General features: G+C 43.6%; 17 protein-coding genes and 1 pseudogene. 6 read left to right on the top strand and 12 right to left on the bottom strand.

Features of this window, described 5'->3' with window-relative positions; all coding sequences use genetic code 11:
• Positions 1-312: 312 nt before the first annotated feature.
• From IG80_RS0103680 to IG80_RS0103670, 3 genes are all read right to left on the bottom strand, one after another.
• Positions 313-1,152 (bottom strand): CvpA family protein, encoded by an 840-nt coding sequence (locus IG80_RS0103680; RefSeq protein ID WP_032112616.1) that lies wholly within the window; start codon positions 1,150-1,152, stop codon positions 313-315.
• Positions 1,153-1,156: 4 nt separating this feature from the next.
• Positions 1,157-2,545: a DNA repair protein RadA gene (radA, locus tag IG80_RS0103675; RefSeq protein WP_032112615.1), complete on the bottom strand. Its 1,389-nt coding sequence runs from the start codon at positions 2,543-2,545 to the stop codon at positions 1,157-1,159.
• 103 nt (positions 2,546-2,648) lie between these two features.
• The gene (locus IG80_RS0103670) at positions 2,649-3,941 is read right to left on the bottom strand and encodes a hypothetical protein (protein ID WP_032112614.1); all 1,293 of its coding nucleotides are present in this window, start codon (positions 3,939-3,941) and stop codon (positions 2,649-2,651) included.
• Between the two features lie 347 nt (positions 3,942-4,288).
• Between IG80_RS0103670 and IG80_RS0103665 the strand changes: the two genes are divergently transcribed.
• Both IG80_RS0103665 and IG80_RS0103660 read left to right on the top strand, forming a co-directional pair.
• Positions 4,289-4,852 (top strand): LexA family protein, encoded by a 564-nt coding sequence (locus IG80_RS0103665; protein ID WP_032112613.1) that lies wholly within the window; start codon positions 4,289-4,291, stop codon positions 4,850-4,852.
• Entirely contained in the window at positions 4,852-6,111 is a 1,260-nt protein-coding gene (locus IG80_RS0103660) for a Y-family DNA polymerase (protein ID WP_032112612.1), read from the top strand. The genes IG80_RS0103665 and IG80_RS0103660 overlap by 1 nt, the downstream gene beginning before the upstream one ends.
• Before the next feature lie 358 nt (positions 6,112-6,469).
• Here IG80_RS0103660 and IG80_RS12370 read toward each other — a convergent pair.
• A pseudogene (locus IG80_RS12370) lies at positions 6,470-7,545 on the bottom strand (enoyl-CoA hydratase/isomerase family protein).
• Positions 7,546-7,547: 2 nt separating this feature from the next.
• Positions 7,548-8,687: an acyl-CoA dehydrogenase family protein gene (locus IG80_RS0103650; RefSeq protein WP_032112611.1), complete on the bottom strand. Its 1,140-nt coding sequence runs from the start codon at positions 8,685-8,687 to the stop codon at positions 7,548-7,550.
• Between the two features lie 79 nt (positions 8,688-8,766).
• Between IG80_RS0103650 and hemB the strand changes: the two genes are divergently transcribed.
• Positions 8,767-9,768, top strand: a complete 1,002-nt coding sequence (gene hemB / locus IG80_RS0103645; RefSeq protein WP_032112610.1) for a porphobilinogen synthase — start codon at positions 8,767-8,769, stop codon at positions 9,766-9,768.
• 381 nt (positions 9,769-10,149) lie between these two features.
• On the opposite strand, the gene IG80_RS0103640 is transcribed toward hemB, so the two are convergent.
• The 3 genes from IG80_RS0103640 to IG80_RS0103630 form a co-directional block, all read right to left on the bottom strand.
• Positions 10,150-10,635, bottom strand: a complete 486-nt coding sequence (locus IG80_RS0103640) for a hypothetical protein (protein WP_032112609.1) — start codon at positions 10,633-10,635, stop codon at positions 10,150-10,152.
• Positions 10,636-10,798: 163 nt separating this feature from the next.
• On the bottom strand, positions 10,799-11,881 hold the full coding sequence (locus IG80_RS0103635; RefSeq protein WP_032112608.1) for an ATP-dependent 6-phosphofructokinase: 1,083 nt from the start codon (positions 11,879-11,881) through the stop codon (positions 10,799-10,801).
• Positions 11,874-12,971 carry an anhydro-N-acetylmuramic acid kinase gene (locus tag IG80_RS0103630; RefSeq protein WP_032112607.1) on the bottom strand — a complete coding sequence of 366 codons (1,098 nt, stop codon included), beginning with the start codon at positions 12,969-12,971 and terminating at the stop codon, positions 11,874-11,876. The genes IG80_RS0103635 and IG80_RS0103630 overlap by 8 nt, the downstream gene beginning before the upstream one ends.
• 89 nt (positions 12,972-13,060) lie before the next feature.
• Here IG80_RS0103630 and tyrS point away from each other — a divergent pair, with 89 nt between their 5' ends.
• The gene (gene tyrS, locus IG80_RS0103625; RefSeq protein ID WP_032112606.1) at positions 13,061-14,311 is read left to right on the top strand and encodes a tyrosine--tRNA ligase; all 1,251 of its coding nucleotides are present in this window, start codon (positions 13,061-13,063) and stop codon (positions 14,309-14,311) included.
• 100 nt (positions 14,312-14,411) lie between these two features.
• Here tyrS and IG80_RS0103620 read toward each other — a convergent pair whose 3' ends face one another.
• The 4 genes from IG80_RS0103620 to IG80_RS0103605 all read right to left on the bottom strand — a co-directional run bounded on the left by IG80_RS0103620 (position 14,412) and on the right by IG80_RS0103605 (position 20,823).
• Positions 14,412-14,867: a flagellar export chaperone FliS gene (locus IG80_RS0103620; RefSeq protein ID WP_032112605.1), complete on the bottom strand. Its 456-nt coding sequence runs from the start codon at positions 14,865-14,867 to the stop codon at positions 14,412-14,414.
• A gap of 20 nt (positions 14,868-14,887) precedes the next feature.
• A complete protein-coding gene (fliD, locus tag IG80_RS0103615) occupies positions 14,888-17,434 on the bottom strand; it encodes a flagellar filament capping protein FliD (RefSeq protein ID WP_032112604.1) in 2,547 nt (848 codons plus the stop codon).
• 71 nt (positions 17,435-17,505) lie between these two features.
• Positions 17,506-18,993 (bottom strand): flagellin, encoded by a 1,488-nt coding sequence (locus IG80_RS0103610; protein ID WP_032112603.1) that lies wholly within the window; start codon positions 18,991-18,993, stop codon positions 17,506-17,508.
• 357 nt (positions 18,994-19,350) lie between these two features.
• On the bottom strand, positions 19,351-20,823 hold the full coding sequence (locus IG80_RS0103605) for a replicative DNA helicase (protein ID WP_032112602.1): 1,473 nt from the start codon (positions 20,821-20,823) through the stop codon (positions 19,351-19,353).
• Positions 20,824-20,909: 86 nt separating this feature from the next.
• Between IG80_RS0103605 and IG80_RS0103600 the strand changes: the two genes are divergently transcribed.
• Entirely contained in the window at positions 20,910-21,929 is a 1,020-nt protein-coding gene (locus IG80_RS0103600) for a hypothetical protein (protein ID WP_032112601.1), read from the top strand.
• Positions 21,930-22,053: 124 nt separating this feature from the next.
• Positions 22,054-23,460 carry a flavin monoamine oxidase family protein gene (locus tag IG80_RS0103595; protein ID WP_032112600.1) on the top strand — a complete coding sequence of 469 codons (1,407 nt, stop codon included), beginning with the start codon at positions 22,054-22,056 and terminating at the stop codon, positions 23,458-23,460.
• Positions 23,461-23,931 lie beyond the last annotated feature (471 nt).

The raw sequence follows: 23,931 nt of genomic DNA, 5'->3' as shown, positions 1-23,931 counted from the left end.
AAAACAATCTGTGTCTTCCTTTTATCTTGGTGCTCCTTCATTGAAGGATACGCTGCTTGATGCCGAATGTGCGTTCAGTGAGATAGATTTATTACATTCAGATTTGATCAGCTGCACCCTCCATGTGAAAGTTTCGGCTTGTAATGGGGTAGATTGCTTCCTACATATTTCTCTATAGCTTACACTTTACCTAATTAAAATCACTATAATTAAACCCCATTTCTTTGCTGAGAAGGAGATTGTCCCATCCCTTTTGTGTCGGGCAATTATTAACTATTTGATGTGAAAGGCGATCAGTAAATATCAATAGGGTTACTGATTAATTTGCACTAACCGATCTAAGTCGCGACGTTGACGTGTATTGTAATCTCCATCGGCGCCTTTGAGGTCCATCGCCTGAGGGGTCAATTTTGCTAAGGATTCAGCGGTTTTTTCTCGATCTTCTTCAGGTTTTGGTGCGAGTGTCGCCTGAGGGGCTGTGACAGCCTGACTCTGCTGTTGTTTGGGTTGTAGAAGTTTTCTGACATGTTCTGGTTGGCCCTGCATCATCTTTTCTGCCACTACATCTGTAAGCGACGTTGAGACAATTTCGTCAAGAGACTTAACGTGAGGATTTTGAGGGTGGTGCGGCGGGTTTTTTGCGCCAGATTCTGCCTGTTGTGTGGTAATAAACTCACGCACCTTATGAGGCAACCATAAGCTTAAGCTATCGGCACCGTGGCGAATCATAGGTATAAATCTGGCGTTTTGAATAGTTTCCGGCTGATTGGGGCGCAAGGTAAAAGTGCTTAAAATAATCTCAGTCCCACAAATAATCACAACAGCACGAACAATTCCAAAAGAAACACCAAGGGCATGATCCACACTACCAAGGCTGCTGCGTTTAACAGAATTTGCTAAAGCACCACTTATAATACTGAAAATAATTAAGAAGAAGATGAATAAAACGACAGCAGTGACAGCATCAGCAATCATCGGATTGGCAATATATCCTTTGGCAATACCGCCCAGCAGTGGAACAGCTATATAGGTTGCAACAGCTGATCCTACCCACGTAAAAACGCCCAAAATCTCCCGTGTAAAGCCACGCATAAACCCAGCTAAACAGGAGATGCCAAAAATAACAAGAATACCAATATCAACCGAATTCATAAAATTAACTCGCTATACATTTGTTTTCAATATGCGACTGATTGCGATAAATGTCCAATAATTCCACTGCATAGCCCAAATTTTGTTGAGAGAGTGTGGATTTAGCGTCAACGATTTTGCTCCGCTGGGCAAAAAAACCTGTTTCAAAACCAAGCTTTTGACTTTCTTTCAAACGGAGATCCGTTTGATGCACCGGGCGAATTTCGCCAGATAAACCAATTTCACCAAAAAAGACACTTTGCGGAGGCGAAGGGGTATTTGTCAACGCCGACACCAGCGCAGCGGCAACGGCAAGGTCAGCAGCCGGCTCATTAATTTTTAAACCACCGGCAATATTAAGATAAACGTCTTTATTGGCAAAAGAAAGACCACAGCGTGTCTCTAACACAGCAATAATCATTGAAAGGCGGCTTGAATCCCAACCTACCGATGTGCGCCTAGGGGTGGCCAGATAGGAAGGTGCAGTCAACGCCTGGATTTCCATCAAAATAGGCCGTGTTCCTTCAATGCCTGCAAAAATCGCAGAACCACTCACCGGGAATTCATGGTGACTTAAGAATAAGGCTGACGGGTTAACAACTTCTTGAAGCCCAATCCCGGTCATCTCAAACACCCCGATTTCATCAGTGGCACCAAAGCGGTTTTTAACCGAGCGTAAGATGCGATAGTGATAGTTGCGATCGCCTTCAAAATACAACACCGTATCCACCATATGCTCAAGGACGCGGGGACCGGCAATCACTCCTTCTTTGGTGACATGACCCACAAGGATGACGGTGATATTTTTCTTCTTTGCCATGTTAATTAGCTCGTAAGTACAGGCACGTACTTGAGAAACCGTACCGGGCGCGGAGTCAACTCCTTCGCTCGTCAAGGTTTGGATGGAGTCGATAATAGCAATCTGTAATTTTTCCGGATGAGATTCAATAGCTTGAATAATTTCTTGAACATGGGTAGCCGAGGCTAATTGTAAGGCAGGGCCATGACTTACATTAAGGCGTTTGGCACGCATCCTGACTTGAGATACCGCCTCTTCCCCTGAAATATAGACGCAAGCGCCATGGTGTGAGTAAGCTGCCACTACCTGAAGAAGGAGAGTCGATTTACCAATGCCAGGGTCTCCCCCTACTAATAGGACCGAGCCAGGGACAAGGCCACCGCCGCAAACTCGATCAAATTCCCCAAGGTTAGTGAGAAGGCGTGGCAATTCTTCTGTCATCGCATTAATGGAGGTAAATTGGGTTTGTAATTGTGTTGGTAAGACAGACTTTTTTGACTGGACGACTTCTTCTACGAGGGTGTTCCAAGCATGGCAGCCTTCACACTTGCCAGCCCATTTAGGATGCCAGGTGCCACATTCTTGACAGACATATTTAATTGCTGCTTTGGCCATTAGTTTATTGTTTTATTAAAGTTCATTTAGGGGCACCATACCCCAATTCCAAACATAAAAAAAGCACCCAATTGGGTGCTTTTAGGAAAAGTTTTTTTGATTCTTAGTAAGCTTCTTGATCTTCCTCTGGAATTTCATAATTTTCATAGCCGTTATAGGCATCCGCTTCCTCACCTTGCTGATAAGAGTGGTCTTCCTCATCACCAACCCCTTGAGTGCTGTCGTCATGATCAGAAGAGTGGTCATCATTTTGATCATGACTGCTATAGGGATCTTGGGCAGAGTACTGGTCTTTCTCAGAGTCATCACCTTGACCAGCATACATATCTTCATGGTTATAGCTTTGATTTTGATTGTCATCACTTTGATCAGCATACGTATCTTCTTGAGGTTGGTTTTTGTAATTTGGATAGTCGGGAACCTCATCATAAAGGCGAGAATTTTGTGCTGGCTTTAAATTTTGACGTGGTTGAGGAGAGCCCCCTTGGTTTTGTGGAGCAATGCGATTGTTCATGGGGCGCATTTGTTGTTGGTTCTGATTCCGATAGTTTGGAACCTCATCATAAAGACGAGAGTTTTGCACAGGCTTTAAATTTTGACGTTGTTGCTGCAATATTTGAGAAGAAACCCCTGGGTTGTGATTGATTATGGTGCGATTGTTCATGGGACGCACATTTTGCTCTGGGAGGCGATTGTTTATTGGTTGAGCAAATTGCCCTTGATTAGGATAGGCGGATTGCCCTCTTTGTTGGGGGCTATTTTGAGGGAAAGATTGTGCCCTGTTTGGCGCTACCCGTGGTTGAGCGCTATAGGAAATGCCTTGTCCTGATCCTTGTTGTTGGTTGGGTCGTACATTGCCGCCGCCTTTGAAGGTGCGGCAACCTTCTTGGATATCTTGCTTGAATAGTGGAAGGACTAAGCTCGTGCCTTTTAGACTACAAAAAGAGTCGAAAAATTTAATTTGGGCAGGATTATTGCCAAAACGACCCTTTTCTAACTGGCGTTTCAAGTGCACTGACACATGTTCGCCATCTCTATAGGTCCATGTCTGGGTGTTGAGACCCCATTTGTTTTGGGATTTGCGGATACAGGTAGAGGCGATAAAGTCTGGTCTATCTCCGCAAATAATAGCGCAAGAAGAAACAAGATCTTTGGAAAACTCACAAGGTATACCTTCAAATTTACGACAAACACCACCCTGTTTACAGATTTGATCTTTTGCACCGTTGCTAATAGCTGAGCCAAGAGAGGCTGTGAAAGAAACCAAATTGAAACCACCACCTCCAGAAGAGTTGGAGCTATCATTTCTATTAAAGATGCTGCCCAGGCTAAAAGCTTCGGCGGGTGCATTGAGAGAGAGTGCAATCATGGCGATGGTAATAATTTTGTAAATCATTGTACATCTTCCCAGTTTTAGATCTATGTACTTAGTAGTATAATTTAAATAATGTTAATAAAAGTTTAAGAACACATTCTCTATCTAGTTTTTGGGACTAAACAGATCATTTTTGAATTTGTACAATAATCAAAAGTGTGCTAAATTAAAAAAAATAGTAATTTTTCGGCTCAATTTTCTATCCCCAAAGAACCTGAAGATCCGGCATTATGGCGAGGAGATAGGGGGCCAGATTTTAGGCAAAAAACGACGCGAATAAAGGCGTTTTTGTCTAAAATTGAACCCATAGATAGGAAAGCAGAAAATGGTATCTTCATGTTCTTTGGAGATATAGCAAGGAGAATAAGATGTCACGGGGTGGATCAAGGCCTGGCGCGGGCCGTAAAAAAAGATATGGGGAGAAAACGGTGGCGATGCGGGTGCCAGAATCAATGGCCCAGCAGTTGCTGCAAGTAAGGCAGGAGGGAGCACAAAGTCTAGGGGAAAGTATTGCGATGATGGCAGGTCTACGCCCAGCAGAGACGAAGGTTTTTTTACCTCTTTATTCTAACTCTGTTTCTGCTGGTTTTCCTTCTCCAGCAGAAGATCATGTAGAAATGGCCCTTGATTTAAATGAACTCTTGATCGCCCATCCAGCGGCTACTTTTTTTGTGAGAGCAAGTGGTGATTCGATGATTAATGCGGGAATTCATTCAGGTGATATTTTAATTGTTGATCGCGCCTTGCCTGTCAAAAACAAAGCAATTATTATTGCGGCGGTGAATGGAGAATTGACAGTCAAGCGCTTTATAAAAAATGAAACCGGGACTTATCTAATGCCCGAAAATGACGCTTATCCGCCGCTTGAAATTCGCGATGAGATGGCGTTTAGCGTTTGGGGAGTGGTCAAAACAGTGATTCACTCTGTATAATGTTTGCATTGGTTGATTGTAATAACTTTTTTGTCTCCTGCGAGCGGGTTTTTCGGCCAGATCTGCAAAATAAACCGGTGATGGTGCTTTCCAATAATGATGGTTGTATCATTTCGAGATCTAATGAGGTGAAGGCTTTAGGGATTCCGATGGGGGTGCCTCTCTTTAAGGTGAAAGATATTGTTGCAAAACATCGGGTGACTTTATTCTCTTCCAACTTTAAGTTGTACGGTGATCTCTCGTCTCGCGTGATGCAGACGCTGAAACACCTCTGCCCGCGGATGGAGGTGTATTCTATTGATGAAGCTTTTATTGATTGTCAGGGGATTGCTGACTTGCGGCAGTTTGCTGAGATGGTGCGACAAACGGTGTTGCAGTGGACGGGGATTCCAATCAGTATTGGTATTGCGCCGACCAAGACGCTAGCTAAAGTAGCTAATTATTTTGCCAAAAAAGATCTTGCCAATTGCCATATTTATATTATGCGGTCAGAAACAGAAATTGACCGGGCGCTCGCAATTATCCCCATTAACGACATTTGGGGAGTAGGGCGCCAGACAGCGGATAAATTAAAGGCCCATGGTCTTTTTACTGGGCTGGACCTGAAGCAGGCGCCTCTTAAATGGATACGTCAACTCTTCACTGTGATAGGAGAGCGGTTATTACAAGAGCTTCGAGGAATTCCTTGCCGAGGGATGGAAAATCACGGAGCGCCCAAGTCAATTCAGGTGACCCGCAGCTTTGATCAGCCAATTCGGAACTTTGAGCAATTGTGCCAGGTTGTTGCCTTTTATGCTTCTTGTGCGGGCAGACGGCTGCGGCAATCGAGGCAAACAGTTAAATCCGTCATGGTTTATGCGCGGACCAGTCGATTTCATTTTCAAACCTATCATTCTAGATCAGCAACTGTGACATTGCCAGGCGGGGTTGATGATGATTCAGCCCTGATTAAGGCTTGTACTGAGGCACTTCAGGAACTGTTTGTGGCGGGGCAGCCTTATAAAAAGGCTGGCGTGATTTTGTTGGACCTCATGCCAAAAGAGGTGTTGCAATATGATTTGTTCTCTTTGAGGCCCACGGCCACTGAGCAGGCAAAAACCGACCAGCTATCTAAGGCAATTGATCAGTTGAATGGGCGTTATGGGCGGGGAACAATTTTTTATGCAGCCTGCGGGAGGGGGCTCAATTGGCGGGATAATAAAGGAAATTTATCCCCCGGATATACCACCAATTGGCAGGAGATTTTGACGGTTAAGTAAGAGACCTCTTGCGAAACTATCGCCTTTTGCTCCCTAGTGGCGATAACCTTTAACTCGCAAGCTTCATTTATTTAAGTAAACTCTCGTTGCTCGTCCCCCTTTACCTAGCGAAAAAACAAAATTCTTAGGCCCGGAGAGAGATTTGCTGATTTTTGGCGTGCTTTCGTCATCTTAAAAACCTTTAAGAGGTCAACTATCTGCGATTTTTAAGATAGGGGGTTTTGGCTAGAGAATGGCAGAAATACTGCTCCCTCTGGATAAGGATAACAATAAGGAGGGATAGGTATCCCTACTTACTTTCTCCTGAAGAACTCGAGACATGACGTCAGCAATGCCTGGCTGTTCTCTTTTTATTGCTTCAGCCCAGCTGCAGCTCCAATGTCCCCAGGGGCAAAAAATACTCATCTATCATTTCGCGAGTCACTTGGCTTAAGTGGCGCGGTTGCCAATGGGGAGTATGATCCTTGTCCACCAAGAGGGCGCGAACGCCTTCAAAAAATCATACTTACGGGAAAATCGTTGGCTGAGACGGAATTCAATCGGCAAACACTTTTTTAATGACTTGCCGCGATTGCGTTGCAGTAGTGCCAACGAGATTTTCAGGCTGGTGGGTGAACGCTTATCTAAAAGATGCAGCCATTTGGATGCTTGAGGTGTGCCATATGCCACAAGATTTTCTATAATTGCCTCAACCGTATCAGCAGCAAAGCAGTGATCAATTAAACTTTGATGCTGCGCTAACGAAGAATTGGGGGCGGTTTCTGTGAGTGCTTCAATATGCTGAAGCGCGTCCTCAACGGAGGTGGCTGTCAACAGATTTTGCTTTAATTTAGGGAAATTGCTTGAGGGGACATAATGGGTAGCAAGATTGGTATAAATTGCATCAGCATAATCAATTATTTCTCCCACAACACCCATAAAGGTGCCGATCTTGCCAGGGCATTGGTTCAAGAAATAGCTGGCACCAATATCAGGAAAATAGCCAATCCCTGTTTCTGGCATCGCCAGGAGTGCGTTTTCACTCACAATTCTATGACTTCCATGAATGGAAATTCCCATGCCACCCCCCATGCAGATGCCATTAATCAAGGCAATATAGGGTTTTGGGTACTTAGAAATCATATAGTTAAGTTGATACTCTTCCCGGAAAATCGCATCACAAAAAGAAAAATCATCTTGGAGTCTTGCCGCATAAACCGCTCGAATATCGCCTCCTGCACAAAAGGCTTTGGAGTCGTTACTGCAAATGACAACAAACTCAACAGCGGGATCGGTTTGCCAATCGTTCAGGGTTTTAGAAAGTGTGCGAATCATCGGCACGTTAATGGCGTTTAAAGCTTTTGGTCGATTGAGGCTGATAACCCCTGCTTTACCAATTATGCTGGTAATGATTTCTGCTTCGATTCCAAGTTTTGTTGCTGCCGTTGTCTGCATGATTAATCCCCTAATAATTTACGTGAGATGATGAGTTTCATGATTTCATTGGTTCCTTCTAGAATTTGGTGGACTCGAAGGTCGCGTACGAATCGCTCAATATGATAATCTTTGATATAGCCATAACCCCCATGAAGCTGGAGCGCTTCATTGACGATCTTAAAGCAAATGTCCGTGGCAAATCGTTTCGCCATGGCGCCGTGGAGCGAGGTATCACTCTGATTATTTGATAAAGAATGGGCTGCTTTGTAGACCATAAGTCTGGCAGCTTCTAACTCAGTTGCCATGTCGGCCAGTTTAAATTGAACCGATTGTAACTCTGCCAACGACTTCCCAAACTGTTGGCGCTCTTTAACATAGGCTAAGCTCAATTCCAAACATCGGGCCGCCCCGCCAAGGGAACAAGCAGCAATATTAATTCGTCCTCCATCAAGGCCGGTCATGGCAATTTTAAAGCCTTCTCCCTCACTCCCTAATCGATTCGCAATGGGAATTCGGCAATTATCAAAGAGGACGGCGGTGGTTGGTTGGGAGCGCCATCCCATTTTTTCTTCAGGTTTACCAAAGCTAAGACCAGGTGTGTCTTTCTCCACAATTACCGCTGAGATGCCTTTAGGTCCTGGCTCCCCAGTTCGCACCATACAGAGGTAAATATCACTGACGCCGCCACCGGAAATAAATGCTTTAGATCCATTCAAAACATAGTGGTCACCCTCTTGAACGGCTTTGGTTTGAAGGTTAGCGGCATCAGATCCTGCTCCTGGTTCAGTCAAACAATAACTCGATAACCAAGAGAGATTTGTCAATTTTGGTAGCCATTGTTGATGCTGTACTTTGCTGCCAAATCGCTGAATCATTCCCACCACCATGTTATGAATGGAAAGATAGGCCGACGTTGGGACACATCCGGTGGCAAGGGCTTCAAAGATCAACGCACCCTCAAAGCGGTTCAAATGACAACCGTCGTAGGCTTCTTCAGCAAACAGCCCGGCAAAACCAAGCTCAGCGGCACGGCGCATTGTCTCCACCGGAAAAAATTCTTGGTCGTCCCATTCTTTAGCGTTCGGTTGTAAATAATCCTTGGCAAACTGGCGTGCTAATTGTTGAATCGAAGTTTGTTCCGGATTCAAGAAAAAATCCATGGCATTCTACCGTAATTTTTTTTAGTGTTAACTCAAGAGTAGCAGTACTTTGCATGAAAGCCAAAGAAAGAATTTTACGATGTTTTACGGTAAATACCCTGCATCCCGCTTAAGACGCTTACGCCAAAGCAGTTGGATGCGCGATTTGGTTAGCGAAACCAGTCTCACGCCAAAAGACCTCATCTGGCCAATTTTTGTTCGTGATGAGTTTTCGCCTGCTGACATTCAAGGCATGCCCAATGTTAAACGTCTCACTATCTCGGAATTACAAGAGGCCGTGCAATATGCAGCTGATCTTGGAATTTCATCTGTTGCCTTGTTTCCCTATACGCCCTTACCGTTACGTTCTCACGATGGATTAGAAGCGGTGAATCCAGATAATTTGATGTGTCGAGCAATTCACGCAATTAAGAATCTCAACCTTGATATTGGTGTGATTACGGATGTCGCTTTGGACCCCTATACTGATCATGCACACGATGGCATCATTATTAATGGTCGTGTTCATAACGATGCGACCATCGAAATTCTTAAGCGACAAGCTCACATTCAGGCTCAAGCTGGTGCGGATGTCCTCGCGCCCTCAGATATGATGGATGGGCGCATTGGGGCTATTCGGGGTCATCTTGATGAAAATCATTTCCATGACAAGATTATCATGAGTTATGCAGTGAAATTTGCCTCAAGTTTTTATGGACCATTTCGCAGTGCTGTGGGGGCTGAGTCCCTCCATGGTCTTTCGGATAAAAAAACTTACCAAGTCAATTTTTCCAACAGTGATGAAGCGATGCGTGAAATTGCCCAGGATATTGAAGAAGGCGCCGATATGATTATTATCAAGCCAGGTCTTCCTTATTCAGATGTTATTCATCGGGCAAAGCAAAAGTTTAATATCCCTATCATTGCCTATCAGGTGAGTGGCGAATATTCCATGATTAAAGCCGCTGCTGCCAATGGATGGATTGATGGCACCAAAGCTATGCTTGAAAGCCTGATGTGCTTGAAGCGAGCTGGGGCGTCTGGCATTTTTACCTATGCGGCTCCGGAAATGGCTGAATTATTAAGCGCGGTGATGGTTTGATTGCCGAATCTACGCTCTCTGCCTGAGTGAGTGAGATTGACAGCCAAACCGGGGAAGTAACTTATACTTATCTAGTTGAAAGATCTCCAAATGCTCTTGCCGTCTTGGTAAGAAAGGATCCTTTCATCATAAAGCTAAATAGTCTTAAAAACGCAGGTGTCTTTAGTGATATTTCCGTTTCTTTTCAAAAATAAAAGTCCTTCCTTAAAGAGGAGCGACTCTTCACCTGGCGCCGCCATCTAGGGCGCGTTATATCTGCTAGCCATGAGTCAGTCTCTTCGAATTTTTTGCCTAAAAAAGGTGAGATTAACTCACCTTTTAAACTTATATGGTTTGAAAATTTCTTTACCGAACTGGCACTAAGATGCCTGGATCAGATAATTAATCCACTGCCCCATCTAAGTATGATGCGACTGACGCATCTGGCATTGCAGATAAATCTGGCTCATGCATTGCAGGCATATCTAGGTGAGGCATTGCAGATAAATCTGACTCATGCATTGCAGGCATATCTAGGTGAGGCATTGCAGATAAATCTGGCTCATGCATGACAGATCCATCTGCCTCATCGAGATCATCATCATTCAGATCATCATCATTCTCTAAGGCCGGGAATATCTGTGGATGGACTTGCTCCCCCATTGCTTGCGATTCAAGCATATTGGAGACCGTTGGTGCAGCTGACCCAACCATATTTGGCTCAACCGTTGTCGCCTCAGGAAGTCCGCCTTGGGAAGCTCCAGGGGCATCCATAGCCTCTGCCTGGATTTGCGGTAATGGTTGAGGAGCGGAATCGGCTTCCATACTGAAAACTTGCGTGGCAACGCCAAGATTTAACAATAATGTCATTGGAATTAAGTATTTCATAATTTTTCCCCAAACTTTGATATAGTATTACGCGCATCTCATGTACCTTAATTTAATGAATAAAAATTAAAAAATGTTTAATTTTATTCTCTCAATTTTCTTTGGGAAGCTCTCTGCATGACTACTCTTCTCCTATGATAGGTTGGCGACATAAAATACCAATCTATTGATCACCCAGACAAATCCCCAGGCCACGCGCTGTTCGCACTAAAACATCCGTTGGTTGTAACGAATGATACGCATCAATGGCTTGCTGAATCGGCACATCAATGATATCGCGATGCTTCCAGGCAACCATTCGGTCAGATTTACCTTGAGCAATTAGATCAACCGCGTGAATCCCAAAGGCAGCAGCGATAATACGATCTGCTGCATTTGGTTGCCCCCCGCGCTGCACATGGCCGAGTACCATAACTCGGACATCTGCGCCTGTTGCTTCAATAATCTTTTCGCCTAGGTAATGGCCAATGCCCCCATAGCGGATTCTTTCTCCCAGCGAGGAAACTACTGCTGGCTGGCCAGCTTCATCCCGCACAGCTTCTGCTACAATCACTAAAGCAAAATTACGACCATTGTCGGTTAGTTTTTTAATTTTATTATAAATATTTTCAAGCTTATAAGGGATTTCAGGAACCAAAATCACATCGGCGCCCCCAGCAATCCCCGAGGCTATGGCGATGTGTCCGGCATCACGACCCATCACTTCTAAAACCATCACGCGTTGATGGCTGGCAGCTGTTGGTTGCAAGCGGTCGAGCGCTTCTGTCGCCACTTCCACAGCAGTCGCATAACCAATGGCGCTTTCTGTTTCTCCCAAATCATTATCAATGGTTTTAGGAATTGTGATGAGGTTGATGTTTCCCTTTTGCGCTAATTGGCGGAGAATGTGCATACTCCCGTCGCCACCAATTCCAATAAGGGCGTCAAGTCCTAGCTCTCGATAGGCTGTAATGAAATCATCAGAATGATCAGAACGCGTACCGTCAGAGTTTGGAAAGCTAAAAGGATTATCTTTGTTTGTGCTCCCTAGGAGAGTCCCTCCACTGCGTAAGACAGCGCTGTCGCATTGCTCAATCGTGAGGGGAATATATTCTAAAGGGCGATTAATGAGGCCTGTTGTGCCTTTACGAATGCCAATAACTTCCCATCCATAATGGGTAATAGCATGATGCGTAATCGACCTAATGGCGGCGTTTAACCCCGCACAATCTCCCCCACTCGTGAGCACTCCGATTCGCTTAACCAATGCTTCCTCCCTGATCCAAAACAGATTGAGTTACTATCCCGCCAGTTAAAGGAACTTTTACCCCAGTCGTCAATGGAAAACTGATGGGAAGACCATAAAAACTTCGAAGGGCCAAAAAGGCAAACGCCTCGGCTTCAATAAAATCTCCCCGTAATCCCAAGTTTTGCGCTAGTGTCATCCGGATACTTCTTAGGTTTTTCTTCAAAAAGGCAATCATCGTTTGGTTTTTTGCGCCACCCCCACATACAATCATTTGGTGAGGAGCCGTGGGAAGCTCTTTACAAGCTAAGGCGATTGTTTCTGTAGTAAAAAGTGTGAGTGTTGCCACTGCATCTGCCTGAGAGATCCCAGCTAATGAGGCGATAATCGGCGTAAAATGATCTCGGTCTAGGGATTTGGGATAAGATCTGCTGAAAAAGGGATCGGCTAGCCATGTTTGAACTAACTTTTGATTAGGGATTCCTGTGGCAGCAATTGCTCCTCCTGTATCAAAAGGAATGCCATAGTTTGTTAAGACATAATCATCAATCAACGCGTTGCCGGGGCCTGTATCAAAGGCAATCAATTCATCAGAGATACCAATATAGGTAATATTTGCAATGCCACCAATATTGACAAACGCAATCGGTTTTGGAAAATCGTGGGCTAGTGCTTGGTGATAAATGGGGACGAGGGGAGCGCTTTGGCCACCATTCCGGCAATCATTTGTTCTAAAATCATAGACCACTCTAACGCCCGTGAGATTGGCGAGTAGTTCCCCATCGCCAATCTGTAATGTTTGGGGTGGGGCATGAAAAATTGTCTGGCCATGAAAGCCAATAAGTTGGGGTTTTATACCGGAAGATTCCATTATCTCAAGGGCGAATTCACCGTGTTTTAAGGTGAGTTGTCGCTCCACCTGGCGCACAAAGGATGTCCGTTGTGATTGTCCGAGACATTGCTTAAGCTCTTGGCGAAACTCGCGATCGTAGGGTAAAAATTTGAAAGGCCCTTTATCCACAATTTGAACGCCATCACTCAAAATAAAGGCAGCATCGATCCCATCAAGGGAGGTCCCACTCATAAAACCAAGGCTCCAGATAGGTTCCAATTGGATTCTCCAGAAAATAATGTTAAAGTGCCCCGATGTCACTTATGTTTAACCTAATAAATCATAAAAATGTAATCGGATAAAGGGCGATGAAATCAGAATTTTTAAAAATTTTACAAGAACGTGGCTTCATTCATCAAACAACAGATGTGGAAGCGCTCGATAACCTGCTCACTACCCAAACAGTTTCCGGCTACATTGGATTTGATGCAACTGCGACGAGCCTGCATGTAGGAAGTCTTGTGCAAATTATGATGCTACGTTGGTTGCAAAAAACAGGGCATCGCCCCATCATTTTGATGGGTGGCGGCACCAGTAAAGTGGGTGATCCTACCTGGAAAGATACGGCACGTCCCTTAATTGACGATACCGCCATTGACAAAAATATCGAAGGTATTGCGAAAGTCTTTGCGAAGTATATCTCTTTTGGAGAGGGGCCAACCGATGCCATTATGGTCAATAATAATGATTGGCTCTCTCATATCAATTATATCGATTTTTTGCGCGATTATGGTCGTCATTTCTCCATCAATAGAATGTTGACTTTTGATAGTGTGAAACTGCGTTTGGAGCGTGAACAGTCATTGAGCTTTTTGGAATTTAATTACATGATTCTTCAAGCTTATGATTTTATGAAGCTCCACCAAACTTATGGTTGTGCTTTACAAATGGGTGGGGCTGACCAATGGGGCAACATCATTAATGGTGTTGAACTGACCCGCCGCACTCTCTCCCAGCAAGTCTTTGGGTTGACCTCCCCTCTGATTACAACGGCTAGTGGCGCTAAAATGGGCAAGACTGCCAATGGGGCGATTTGGCTGAACCAAGAAAGTTTGGCTGCTTATGATTTCTGGCAATTCTGGCGTAATACTGAAGATGCGGATGTGGGACGTTATTTGCGCCTCTTCACTGAATTGCCCTTAACAGAAATTGAGAAATTAGAAAAACTTGAAGGGACAGAGATTAACCATGCCAAGAAAATATTGGCCGACGCGGTGACTGAACTTGCCCACGGAGCTGCGGTTTTACCTGAAATTCATGCGACCATCTCTAAGATTTTTGAACATCAATCAAGGGGGGATATCAGTAGCCTGCCGGCAATTGAAATTTCGGCAACGGACTTATCTCAACCTTTGTTGTTGATAGATGTTTTATGCCGCTTAAACTTTGTCCCCAGTAAAAGTGAAGCTCGGCGTCTGATTCAAAGCAACGCGATTAAAGTTAATGATCAAACGGTGAGTGATATTAATTCAGTGCTTAGCTCTGATCAGCTGACGGAAGAGGGTTATATCAAACTCTCTGCCGGTAAAAAACGGCATGGGGTGGTGAAGGTGGCTTGAGGAGAGGTCAGCTAAAGTTAACATCAGTCCGCCATAAGATAAAGTCAAGGCGGTCTTATCGACCTGATGTTAAAATTACTCCAGAGGGAGATCTTCCCAGTTAAATATTCAACTGAAATGCTTCCCTATTCAGCGATGGCTCAGGAATAGCCATCGGCGTTGCCATACTAGTCGTTGTTGATGGGACCTCGGGCGTCTTATCAGCATTGCGCCAAATCTTTGCCATTTCCATAATACATGTCTGAATCTTACCGCACATGACAGGATCATTGTTGATGTTAACATCGATTAAGCCAACAACCATCCTTTGGAAAAAGCGTGATAATCCTTTGGCATAGGTGGAGCTATTTTGGTCAATATTATTATCAATTGTGTTTAAGATTACCATCACTCGATCAATATTAAGGAAACGTTCTTCAATCTGATTATCCTTCATCGCCTGAATCGCTTTGCTCAAAAGCCGCCCACAGTGATCCAGTAAAATAGCAACGTGTCCAAGTTTACTGGCAGAGATTGCTTCTACTCGTTGATAGCTTTTGGTTTGGTTTAACTTCATCTTGGTTTTTCCTCTGGTGATTAACGACTATTTGCTTTAAGGAAGCTGTTTAACATGAGCTTAATAGATTGATATCTGGCTTTTGCTTCATAGACCTTGTCAAACCTCCGCTCAACCGATTCCATCTCTTTTTCAATAGATTTCTTCATCCGTTCCGTATCTTCGGCGAGCTTCTTGTTTTTCATCTTTACGACTTCGATATCTTGTAACAGCGGTCCGTTCTTATCAAAGGGAGGCAAAAGTTTCTTTCCAGGTGGTACAATCGGTGAATTAGGGTCAGTTGCGGAGAGCAAAAATCCATCCACCTGAGCCATAATACCTGGAGTAATATTGAGAATCGTTGAAACTGTGTTTCCTGAAAGAGGGGGAGTTGCTGAATATTGGAAAACAAACTTATCCAAACAGGTGCCCGTATTTTGAATTGAAATACAAGGAATGCCGTTTTGCAGGGCAACAGTTGCTGGATAGGTTGGCCCATTAGCACTAACTGTGGCGATCAAATTTCCTGAAACGGGATCGTTAGTGAGTGAAATCTTGATATCTTTCCCCATTAGGTTGGGATCAATTATACCTGGTACGCTTGTATAAGAGAAATTTGGATCTGTATTGGTGATTGTATTTTCAAACAAGGCAACAAGCTTACTATAGTTGTCATCCACGGCGGTTCTGTAAAGTTTCTCTTTCGTCAACACCAAGGCACCAGGTTCACTATTATCTGCTGAGCTTCCGTTAAAATCGATCTCAAATCCAATTGAACCTAAACTAGTTAATGTTCCATTCGTAGGACCAGAAATAGTTGTGGAAAAAACTTGCTGCAAATTCGTCATAAATTGCCTGACGTAGGGATCATCATGCAAATAAGCGCCCTCTTTGGGGTTTATAGGAAGTCCATTTGGATCCCTCTCCATAGCTGTTTGCATATTAAAAAATGAATTTAACTCATTATAGGTCCCTATAATTTCACCTAATGCCTCCTCTGCTGCTTTCATATCTTGAGTCACTTCCACAACATTCGGGACGTCTGGTTGAGCAGCTCGTAACTTAAGGACGACGCCATCAACGATATTATCGATTGTGTTGTTGGGCCGTTGGTAATTTATCCCGTTAATCGACACTTTAGAGATCATCCCCTGATAGTCGTTAACGGGCGTGTTTAATCCTAACCCTGTGATCACTGTTGCGTCAGAAGCTGAGGTGATCAATGAGGTTCCATTATTGGTGGCAATGGTTAATTGACAAATATTTAAACTGCCGGCAACACTGGGGTTAGCTGGTGTAATCGTTTGCAGATTGGCAAAAATTCCACTTGTTGAAGTAGTGGCGTTAATTGCTTGGACGATATCGTTTAGGCTTTTGCCAGCAGTAATAATCGGGGGGATAGGGGCGCCAGATCCTGCCTGCAAGATAAGGTTACCTGTGACTGCTTGGTCTTGAGTGGGGTCTGCTGTATTGACGATGGCATTGATTGAAGAATTAATTGTGCTTTTTAGCTGCAATCCTGCAATCGCTGTTGCGTCAGACTTGGCCAGGATCAATGGTTGGTTGTTGGTTGTTGATAGGGATAAACCATAGCCAGTCGGTAAAGTTGCGCTCATCGCATTCACGGGATAAATTGGGACAAGGGCTGCCGTCACATTGGTTGTCCCTGTTTGGGCATTAACGGCATCAATAATATTTTGTAGGCTTAAGCCAGTTGTATTAATAGTGTCCGTTGCCCCAGCAGTACCCGCGCCGATCACAAGATTTCCTGTTAGGCCCAAAGCTGTTGTCGGATCGGTAGTAATACTCTCAGGCCCAGACTGAACGGAGACATGGCTATATGGCATCAAATCCCAACTGGTGAGAATACCACCTGAATTATCTTGCAGTATAATGGGATTGCTCATAGCTGTTGCTGTTAGGCTAAAATTATAGAGTCCTGGTGTGGTCGGGGTGCTTGGTGATAGTTGGGCAAAGTTAGCAATGACTCCGGTTGTTGTGCTTTGAGCATTAATTGTTGAGTTAATTTGTGAAAGTGTCATATCTGGTGTAATAGTAAATTGGACAGCACTATTGGGTAAGATTGTGCCGATAGTGAATGTGCCTGACAATCCCATTGCTGTGCCATTAGGATCAATCACAGAAACTTGCCCTTGATAAAAATCTGTAGAGGCAATCTGATTGATAACCATATTAAATGAGCCAACAGAGGCAGATTCGTAACTTGAAATATCGACCAAAGGGCTGTTGGCCGCTCCATTAATAGTTGTTTTAAATTGTTGCATTAGATTAGGGACTTGTTTGCCGTCGCCATATGCTGAAACGTTGCCAATCAAGCGATTTGACATCTTTGAAACTGTTGTATTGAGTTGGAGTGCTTTTTTCTTAAATTCTTCCAATGCGGCTATTTTTTTTGTATTTTTTTCAATGATATCTCTCTGTTTTTCTACTTTATACATTTTGGCTGCTTTAATGTCTTCAAAGTATTTCCCAACATCCATACCTTCAACGGTTTGGCCAATCTTTGTTCTTCCGGTTTCTTTATCAACGGTTATTTTACCAAAACTGATACCAGCGACTTCTACCATGACGACTTTTCCTTAAAGACTAAAAGAGGACATTTCAAGGGTGTCCCCTTGAAATGTGCCTGAGATGCTTATTACCGAACACCTTGAACCATTTGAACCAAGTTAGATTGGTCGTTCAAAGCTTTCGTAAACACGGTTTGCGAGATTTGACCCAAACCATTGTAAGTTTGCAAATCTTCCATGGACTGAGCAATGTCGGCATCCGTAAAGGTTGATTTTGCCGCTGAGCTATTTTCAATGTTGATCCGAAGTGTATCAGTCATGAATTTGAACTCGCTGGCCTGACCACCAAGAGTACCAATCTGCGAACCCAATGTCTGTGCAGCAGCGTCGATGGCATTACTTGCAAGAGTTGCAGCTGCACTATTCAAAATATTCTGACCTGACAATTGAAGCGCAGCTACGTTTGCCCCAGTAAAGGTCACTTGTAAAACATCTGTTGACTTTTCTGCATATTGGAAGCTTTGAGTAATGGATGTCCCTGCAGAAACGTCATAGATCTCTTGGGCGATGGATGCACCCGAAGCAAAACCGGCAGCTAAGTTTAGAGTCATTCCATTGGTAAATGTAACAGTTGAGCCAGGTATGTTTCCTGTAGCAGTTGCTGTTGACGTATAAACTTCTGTGCCATTGGTAATTTTAAATGACCCATTTCCACCAGCAACTGTGTAGCTTAGGGCCCAAGCACCCGCTGTTGTACCTGCTCCAGCCGTTACACTGGTAACGCCTGCCATCCCACCAGCTGTCGTGTTAGCTGATGAAAACACTGCATTTAATCCTGCAGGAATACCCAAGACTGTTTGAAGGTCTGTTTGAGTGGCTGCAGCTGTACCAAATGCAGCAGCAATCGGGAGGCTAATAGAGTTACCGCTATCTGTCGCACTGGTTAAAATAACAGTCCCTGCAGCAGCCCCAGCAGTTGTCCCTTTAAATGTTTGATTGCCAACTGTTATCGAAATATCAAATAAAGCACCATTTGCGGTAACAGTTGCATCTGATGCTACACCAGTTATCATACCTTGGCTGCCAGCAATGCCAGCTGTGTTGATTTGACCAAAGTATGTTCCAACGGCACCGGAACCACCAGCAACAGTACCAGGTGCAGCCACAACCGCAGCACCGGCTGTTACTGTACCACCACCACCAGAGAACAAGGAAATACCAGCCCAACGAGCATTATTTGCGTTATTGTCTATTTGATTCAATAATTTTTGGAATTCTTGGTTCATCATTTGAAGCTCTGCTGAGCTAACGCTACCGGAGTTTGCTGCAACAGTTAGCTGTTTCATGCGTGTCAAAACGTCTTGGCTGGCGCCCAAGAAACCTGTGGCTAGCTGAATAATAGAGGTTGCTTGGCTCACGTTACGGCTTGCTTGTTGCAAGGATGCAATGTTAGCGGACAAGCTATAGCCAACAGCTGCAGATGATGGATCGTAGGATGGATTGGAAACATTTATACCTGAGGCAAGTTGTTGTGTTGCCGTATTTGCTTTTGCAGAGTTAACATCAATGTAACGACGAGCTGCGTTTGCACCTAAGTTGGTTACTGAAGAAACCATAATAAACCTCTTTCACTTCCTGTGATTTAATAAAATGTGCGTTACTGCACGAACTATTAAGAAGCAAAAGGTATGCCAACTGTAGATTCGTTGGGGAAAATTTGTACGTCAGGAAGCTAGTTAACGTAAGCTCCACATAAGAAATAGAAAAAGATTAGATATTCTGGTTTACATACCTCGGTGGGATTAGCAAAGGTGACGTGACCTACTTTCAATAGCGATTAGTATACACTAAACTAGGCAAATTTTGCCGAGTGCTCGGAAAATTGATTATATAAGCGTGAGAATCATGCTCCAAGTCCACCTTTCCCTCGAGAATGACGAAAGGGGATAAGAAAAATAGTCGGATCTGGTTTATTAATATTCCGGAAGATAATTTTCTGTAAGGTTGCCAAACCGTGTGAGATTACCATCAAAGAAGAGCCGGATGGTTCCTACAGGACCATGACGCTGTTTGGCGATGATGATTTCAGCTTTTTGATAGACCTGCGCCATTTGTTCTTGCCATTCCCTGTACTTTTCCGTCCCTTCTGGCGGTTGTTTACGTTGAAGATAATATTCTTCGCGAAACACGAACATAACGACGTCAGCGTCTTGCTCAATGGAACCCGATTCACGCAAGTCAGAAAGCTGGGGACGTTTATCGTCACGTTGTTCAACAGCACGAGAAAGCTGAGATAGCGCAATAACTGGAACATTCAGTTCTTTAGCAATCGCCTTCAAGCCGCGCGAGATTTCAGAGATTTCTTGAACACGGTTATCGCTGCCTTTTTTGCTCCCACCGGCTTCAAGCAATTGTAAGTAGTCGATTACGATGAGACCTAACCCATGCTGACGTTGTAAGCGACGTGATCGATTGCGCACCGCATTTATCGAAATCGCCGGCGTGTCATCAATAAAAAGAGGAAGTTGATTCAGGCGGCGGGTGACTTCCACAAACTTTGGGAAATCTTCGGTTTTGATATCGCCCCGGCGCATTTTATCGGAAGAAACGCCAGATTCAGCGGCCATAATACGGGTTGCCAGCTGTTCGGCTGACATTTCAAGGGAAAAGAAAGCAACCGGTGCACCATTACTATTATTATTAAGAAAGGCACTGGCAGCATTAAAAGCAATGTTGGTGGCAAGAGACGTTTTTCCCATCGCCGGACGGCCTGCCAGAATCAATAAGTCCGAAGGATGCAAACCACCTAAATACTTATCAAGATCGAGCAGCCCGGAGGTGACCCCAACGATATTACCATCGCGCTTAAAGGCGAGTTCGGCGGTGTGAAGAGCGTGGGAAACAGCAGTGCCAAAATTAATAAAACCACCACTGTTTTGCCCTTTTGTTGCAAGGTCAAAAAGCTGCTTTTCGGCAGACTCAATTTGATTGAGGGCAGATTCATCAAAGTCATAAACCCGGGCATTAACGGAAATATCTTGCGAGATTTTAAGAAGCTCACGCCGGAGATAAAGATCATGAATTAATTTGCCGTAGTCAGTGGCGCTCCCAAAAGAAAGAACGTTGCTGGCAAGATCAACTAGGTATTTGGCGCCGCCCACTGGCTCAAGCGCTTTTTCACGGTCAAAATAGTCTTTTAAAGTGATCGGATCAGCAATTTGTCCTCGCTCAACAAGACGAGTGATGCCTTCAAAGATTTTTGCATGAATCCCATCAGCAAAGTGGAACGCCCGCAAAAACTCACTCACTGCTTCCATTCTAGAATTGTCAAGAAGCAAAATCCCTAACAAACTTTGTTCCGCTTCTAGATTATAGGGAACCTGTTCTTCATGTTTGGTCGGGACAAAAGCATCTGTTTTAGCAATTATTGAGAGTTCTTTCGACATAATGAATCTAACGCGATCAAATTAAACGTATCTTTAATGTTTATGTACCATACTTATTGGCAAAGGTGAAAGAATACTGGTGTAACATGATTAAATTTTTACTTATGAGTCTGGGTGCTACATCCCTTAGCTGCGCGTTAGACTATAATCCTCATTTTTCAGAGACTTATTATAGTTCTTTTAGGGAGCCTACTCACTATTCCCAGTCTTATTCTAAAAGAGTCAATGCCATTGATCTGATGAATGTGAAGATTAAAATTTTGGATGAGTTAAGAATGGCGGCTTACCGGAATAAAGATGTTTCCAGTAATCGTACTGAAGGCTTAAGTCTTGATCAACAATCTCTGCAGTTGGTGCAAGAAAAATATCGACAATATTCTAATTTGCAGAGCTTCTTTGCCGATTTGAAAAGTAAGTTAAATCAAGCGGCGATGGCGGATCAATTTGTCTCAGAATGGGAAGTGTATCAATCGATGAGTGAGACAGCGCGTCAGCAATATCTGTCCGGTGTTCGAATTAACGAGCCGAACCAGTCTGTTGCGACTCTGAGGGGAAAACAGGGGAGAGGACAAGCGATGGCCTCGCCGAATGCTGTGGTGAAATTCAATCTTGATGATTTGAAGATGTATCTGTTGCCCCAAATCGAAAAAAACCATCAACGGTGTGGCGGCAGAGACAATTGTTTGCAATCAGATATAAATCTTGTCAAAGACATGATGCAAACAATCCAACAAGGGAATCCTGATCGAAATACTTTCAGCCAACTCGCCGAACAAATGAAAGAGGAATCCTCTAAGCAATTATTTGATTCAATCAAATTTTATGCTGATTATTATGCCTACTTGGTGCAGAGTCATCCCTTGCTGTATAAAAGTAAAGAACGCCAGGAGTGGAATGATCTCACCAAAACAGTCCGAGTGACAGAGCACCGTGAGGCGCAGATCCTCAATAGGGTTGAGGTCAAAGAAGAATCAAAACCAGAAGCACAGATGAAACGCCAGCTTCAACAAAGCGGTGAAAATATTGTCAATGATTTATTTGGTCAAATCCGCGGTGGTAGCAGTCATCAAGGGCAAGGGATATTCGGCTCTTTATTTGGAAAGTAGGGGATTTTTTAGCTTTAGATTAATCCGATAAAAGGTTGCTTCTTCTCCACAAATTGCTAGGATAGGCACTCAAGTAAATTCTTGATTTATGAGAAACTTATTTTAATCGTTTGTGGGTGTAATAATGGCTGTCGGCTCTAATCAAGCCAGCAGATTGGAAGCTGAATCTTCCTCTTCTGCAAAACCAATAATTGCTATTGTAGGGGCAGGCTTAGCTGGGCTAACGACTGCTTATTATCTTAGGAAAAAGGGGTATGAAGTTGATGTTTTTGAAGCCAGAAACCGTGTTGGCGGTCGTGTCCAGTCAGTCTTTATTGAAAATCTTGATGGGACTGAGTCAATCGCAGAGTTAGGCGGGCAAAATATCACTGATGGCGGCGGAGCCACCCATTTTCTCAATCTAGCTAAAGAATTGGATTTGCAAACAGTTGAGGATCATCTTCAATTTTCTCGTATATTTTATGATGGGAAAAATTTTCATGACCCCCACGAACTCCTCAAACAATTTCCGTTCACACGGAAGTCAATATCTAAAAAGCTCGAAACTCTTCAGAAAACAGCGACATCGATACAAGATATTCTAGATGAGATATTTGAAGAACATGCGGTCCTAAAGCAAATTATTGAGGTGCAGCTCACGGCCTATGAGGGCTCCACACCCCATAAATTATCTGTTTATCACAATATAGAAACGTTGAAGTACTCCATACTTGGCGGAATTTCTGCAGCGCAACAAATGATGGGCTATAAACCACTATTACATCGAATGAGTTTGAAAGAGGGAAACGCCACCTTGCCGGAGAAACTGGCCCAAGCAGTGCAACGTGTTCACTTCAACAAAGTCTTAAAACAAGTTCAACTCACTGAGGACAACCACTTATTATTAGTTTTTCACGATCAGACAAAGGTGATTTGCGACAAGTTAGTCTTGGCAATTCCTGGATCAACTTATGGGGATATTTCTTTTGCGGAAAGGGCCCTCCCTGCAAGTCGCCTGCAGTTGATTCAGCAGGTACAGTATGGCACAAATGCCAAGATTTTGATGTCGACAAAAGATAAAAATCCATCTTATAACACTGTGTTGACACCTAAAATGGTAGCCTTTTTAAATGCTGATCAAAAGGTGCTGAATATGTATTTTTCGGGGGAAAATGGAGCGCATCTTGCCCACACCCAGCAAGAATTGTTTGAGGAAGGAGTTCAGGCAATTCGGTTAAGTTTTCAAGGCGTAAAGGTTGGATATGGGCAACCTGTTGCCGCACGAGATACTCAATTTGAACATTATCAAACGCCTGTTTTAAAGTCATGGTTTATGGATCCCTATGCTAAAGGATCCTATTCTAATTTTGGGTTGAGTTTAGGCGGAAAGCTTGCAGAAACAACAGTTCACCAGGGGATAAGTGTCAAATCTATATTTGCACCCATAGAAGATCGCGTCTACTTTGTGGGAGAACATGCCACAATTCTGAAGGAGATAGGAACAATGGAAGCAGCTGTGGAGTCTGGAGCCCGCATCACTCAGCTGTTTTAGGTCCTATAAATCTACATTTCTCCATTCCTAGACTAAAGCTGCTTTATGCTTGAAAGATAAGGAATTATGCCACGAGAGTGAGGAAGGGTTTCGTCTGATTTTGTTGCTGTGTTTAAAGCTTTGCATGCACCGATAAAGTGACCTCAATTTTTTAAGTTAGGCTTAGTCTTATAAGCTCTTAGCCGATGCACGGCGATAAGCAACCTATCCACCTTGTTTGTCTCGTTGCCGACTAAGCTTGCTTGCGGCAAAGGTTTTAAGACAAGAAGAAAAAGTGTATCTTACTCAGATTAAGATACATTATAAGATGTTTAAAATAGAAGCGATAGCTAACTTTTTCATAGGAAATATTCGTAATGAATAAAATCTCATAATAAAATAATTTTTTTAGTTATGTAGGTATAAAAACTCTTCTATTCAATAAATCTCTTTGGAAACTCTCGCCTTTTGCATCCTAGAATCGCTAAATTT

It is taken from the genome of Candidatus Paracaedibacter symbiosus (assembly GCF_000757605.1).
GTDB lineage: Bacteria > Pseudomonadota > Alphaproteobacteria > Paracaedibacterales > Paracaedibacteraceae > Paracaedibacter_A > Paracaedibacter_A symbiosus.
The sequence above is the reverse complement of the archived record's forward strand: the minus strand, read 5'-3'. Positions and strand labels throughout refer to the sequence as shown.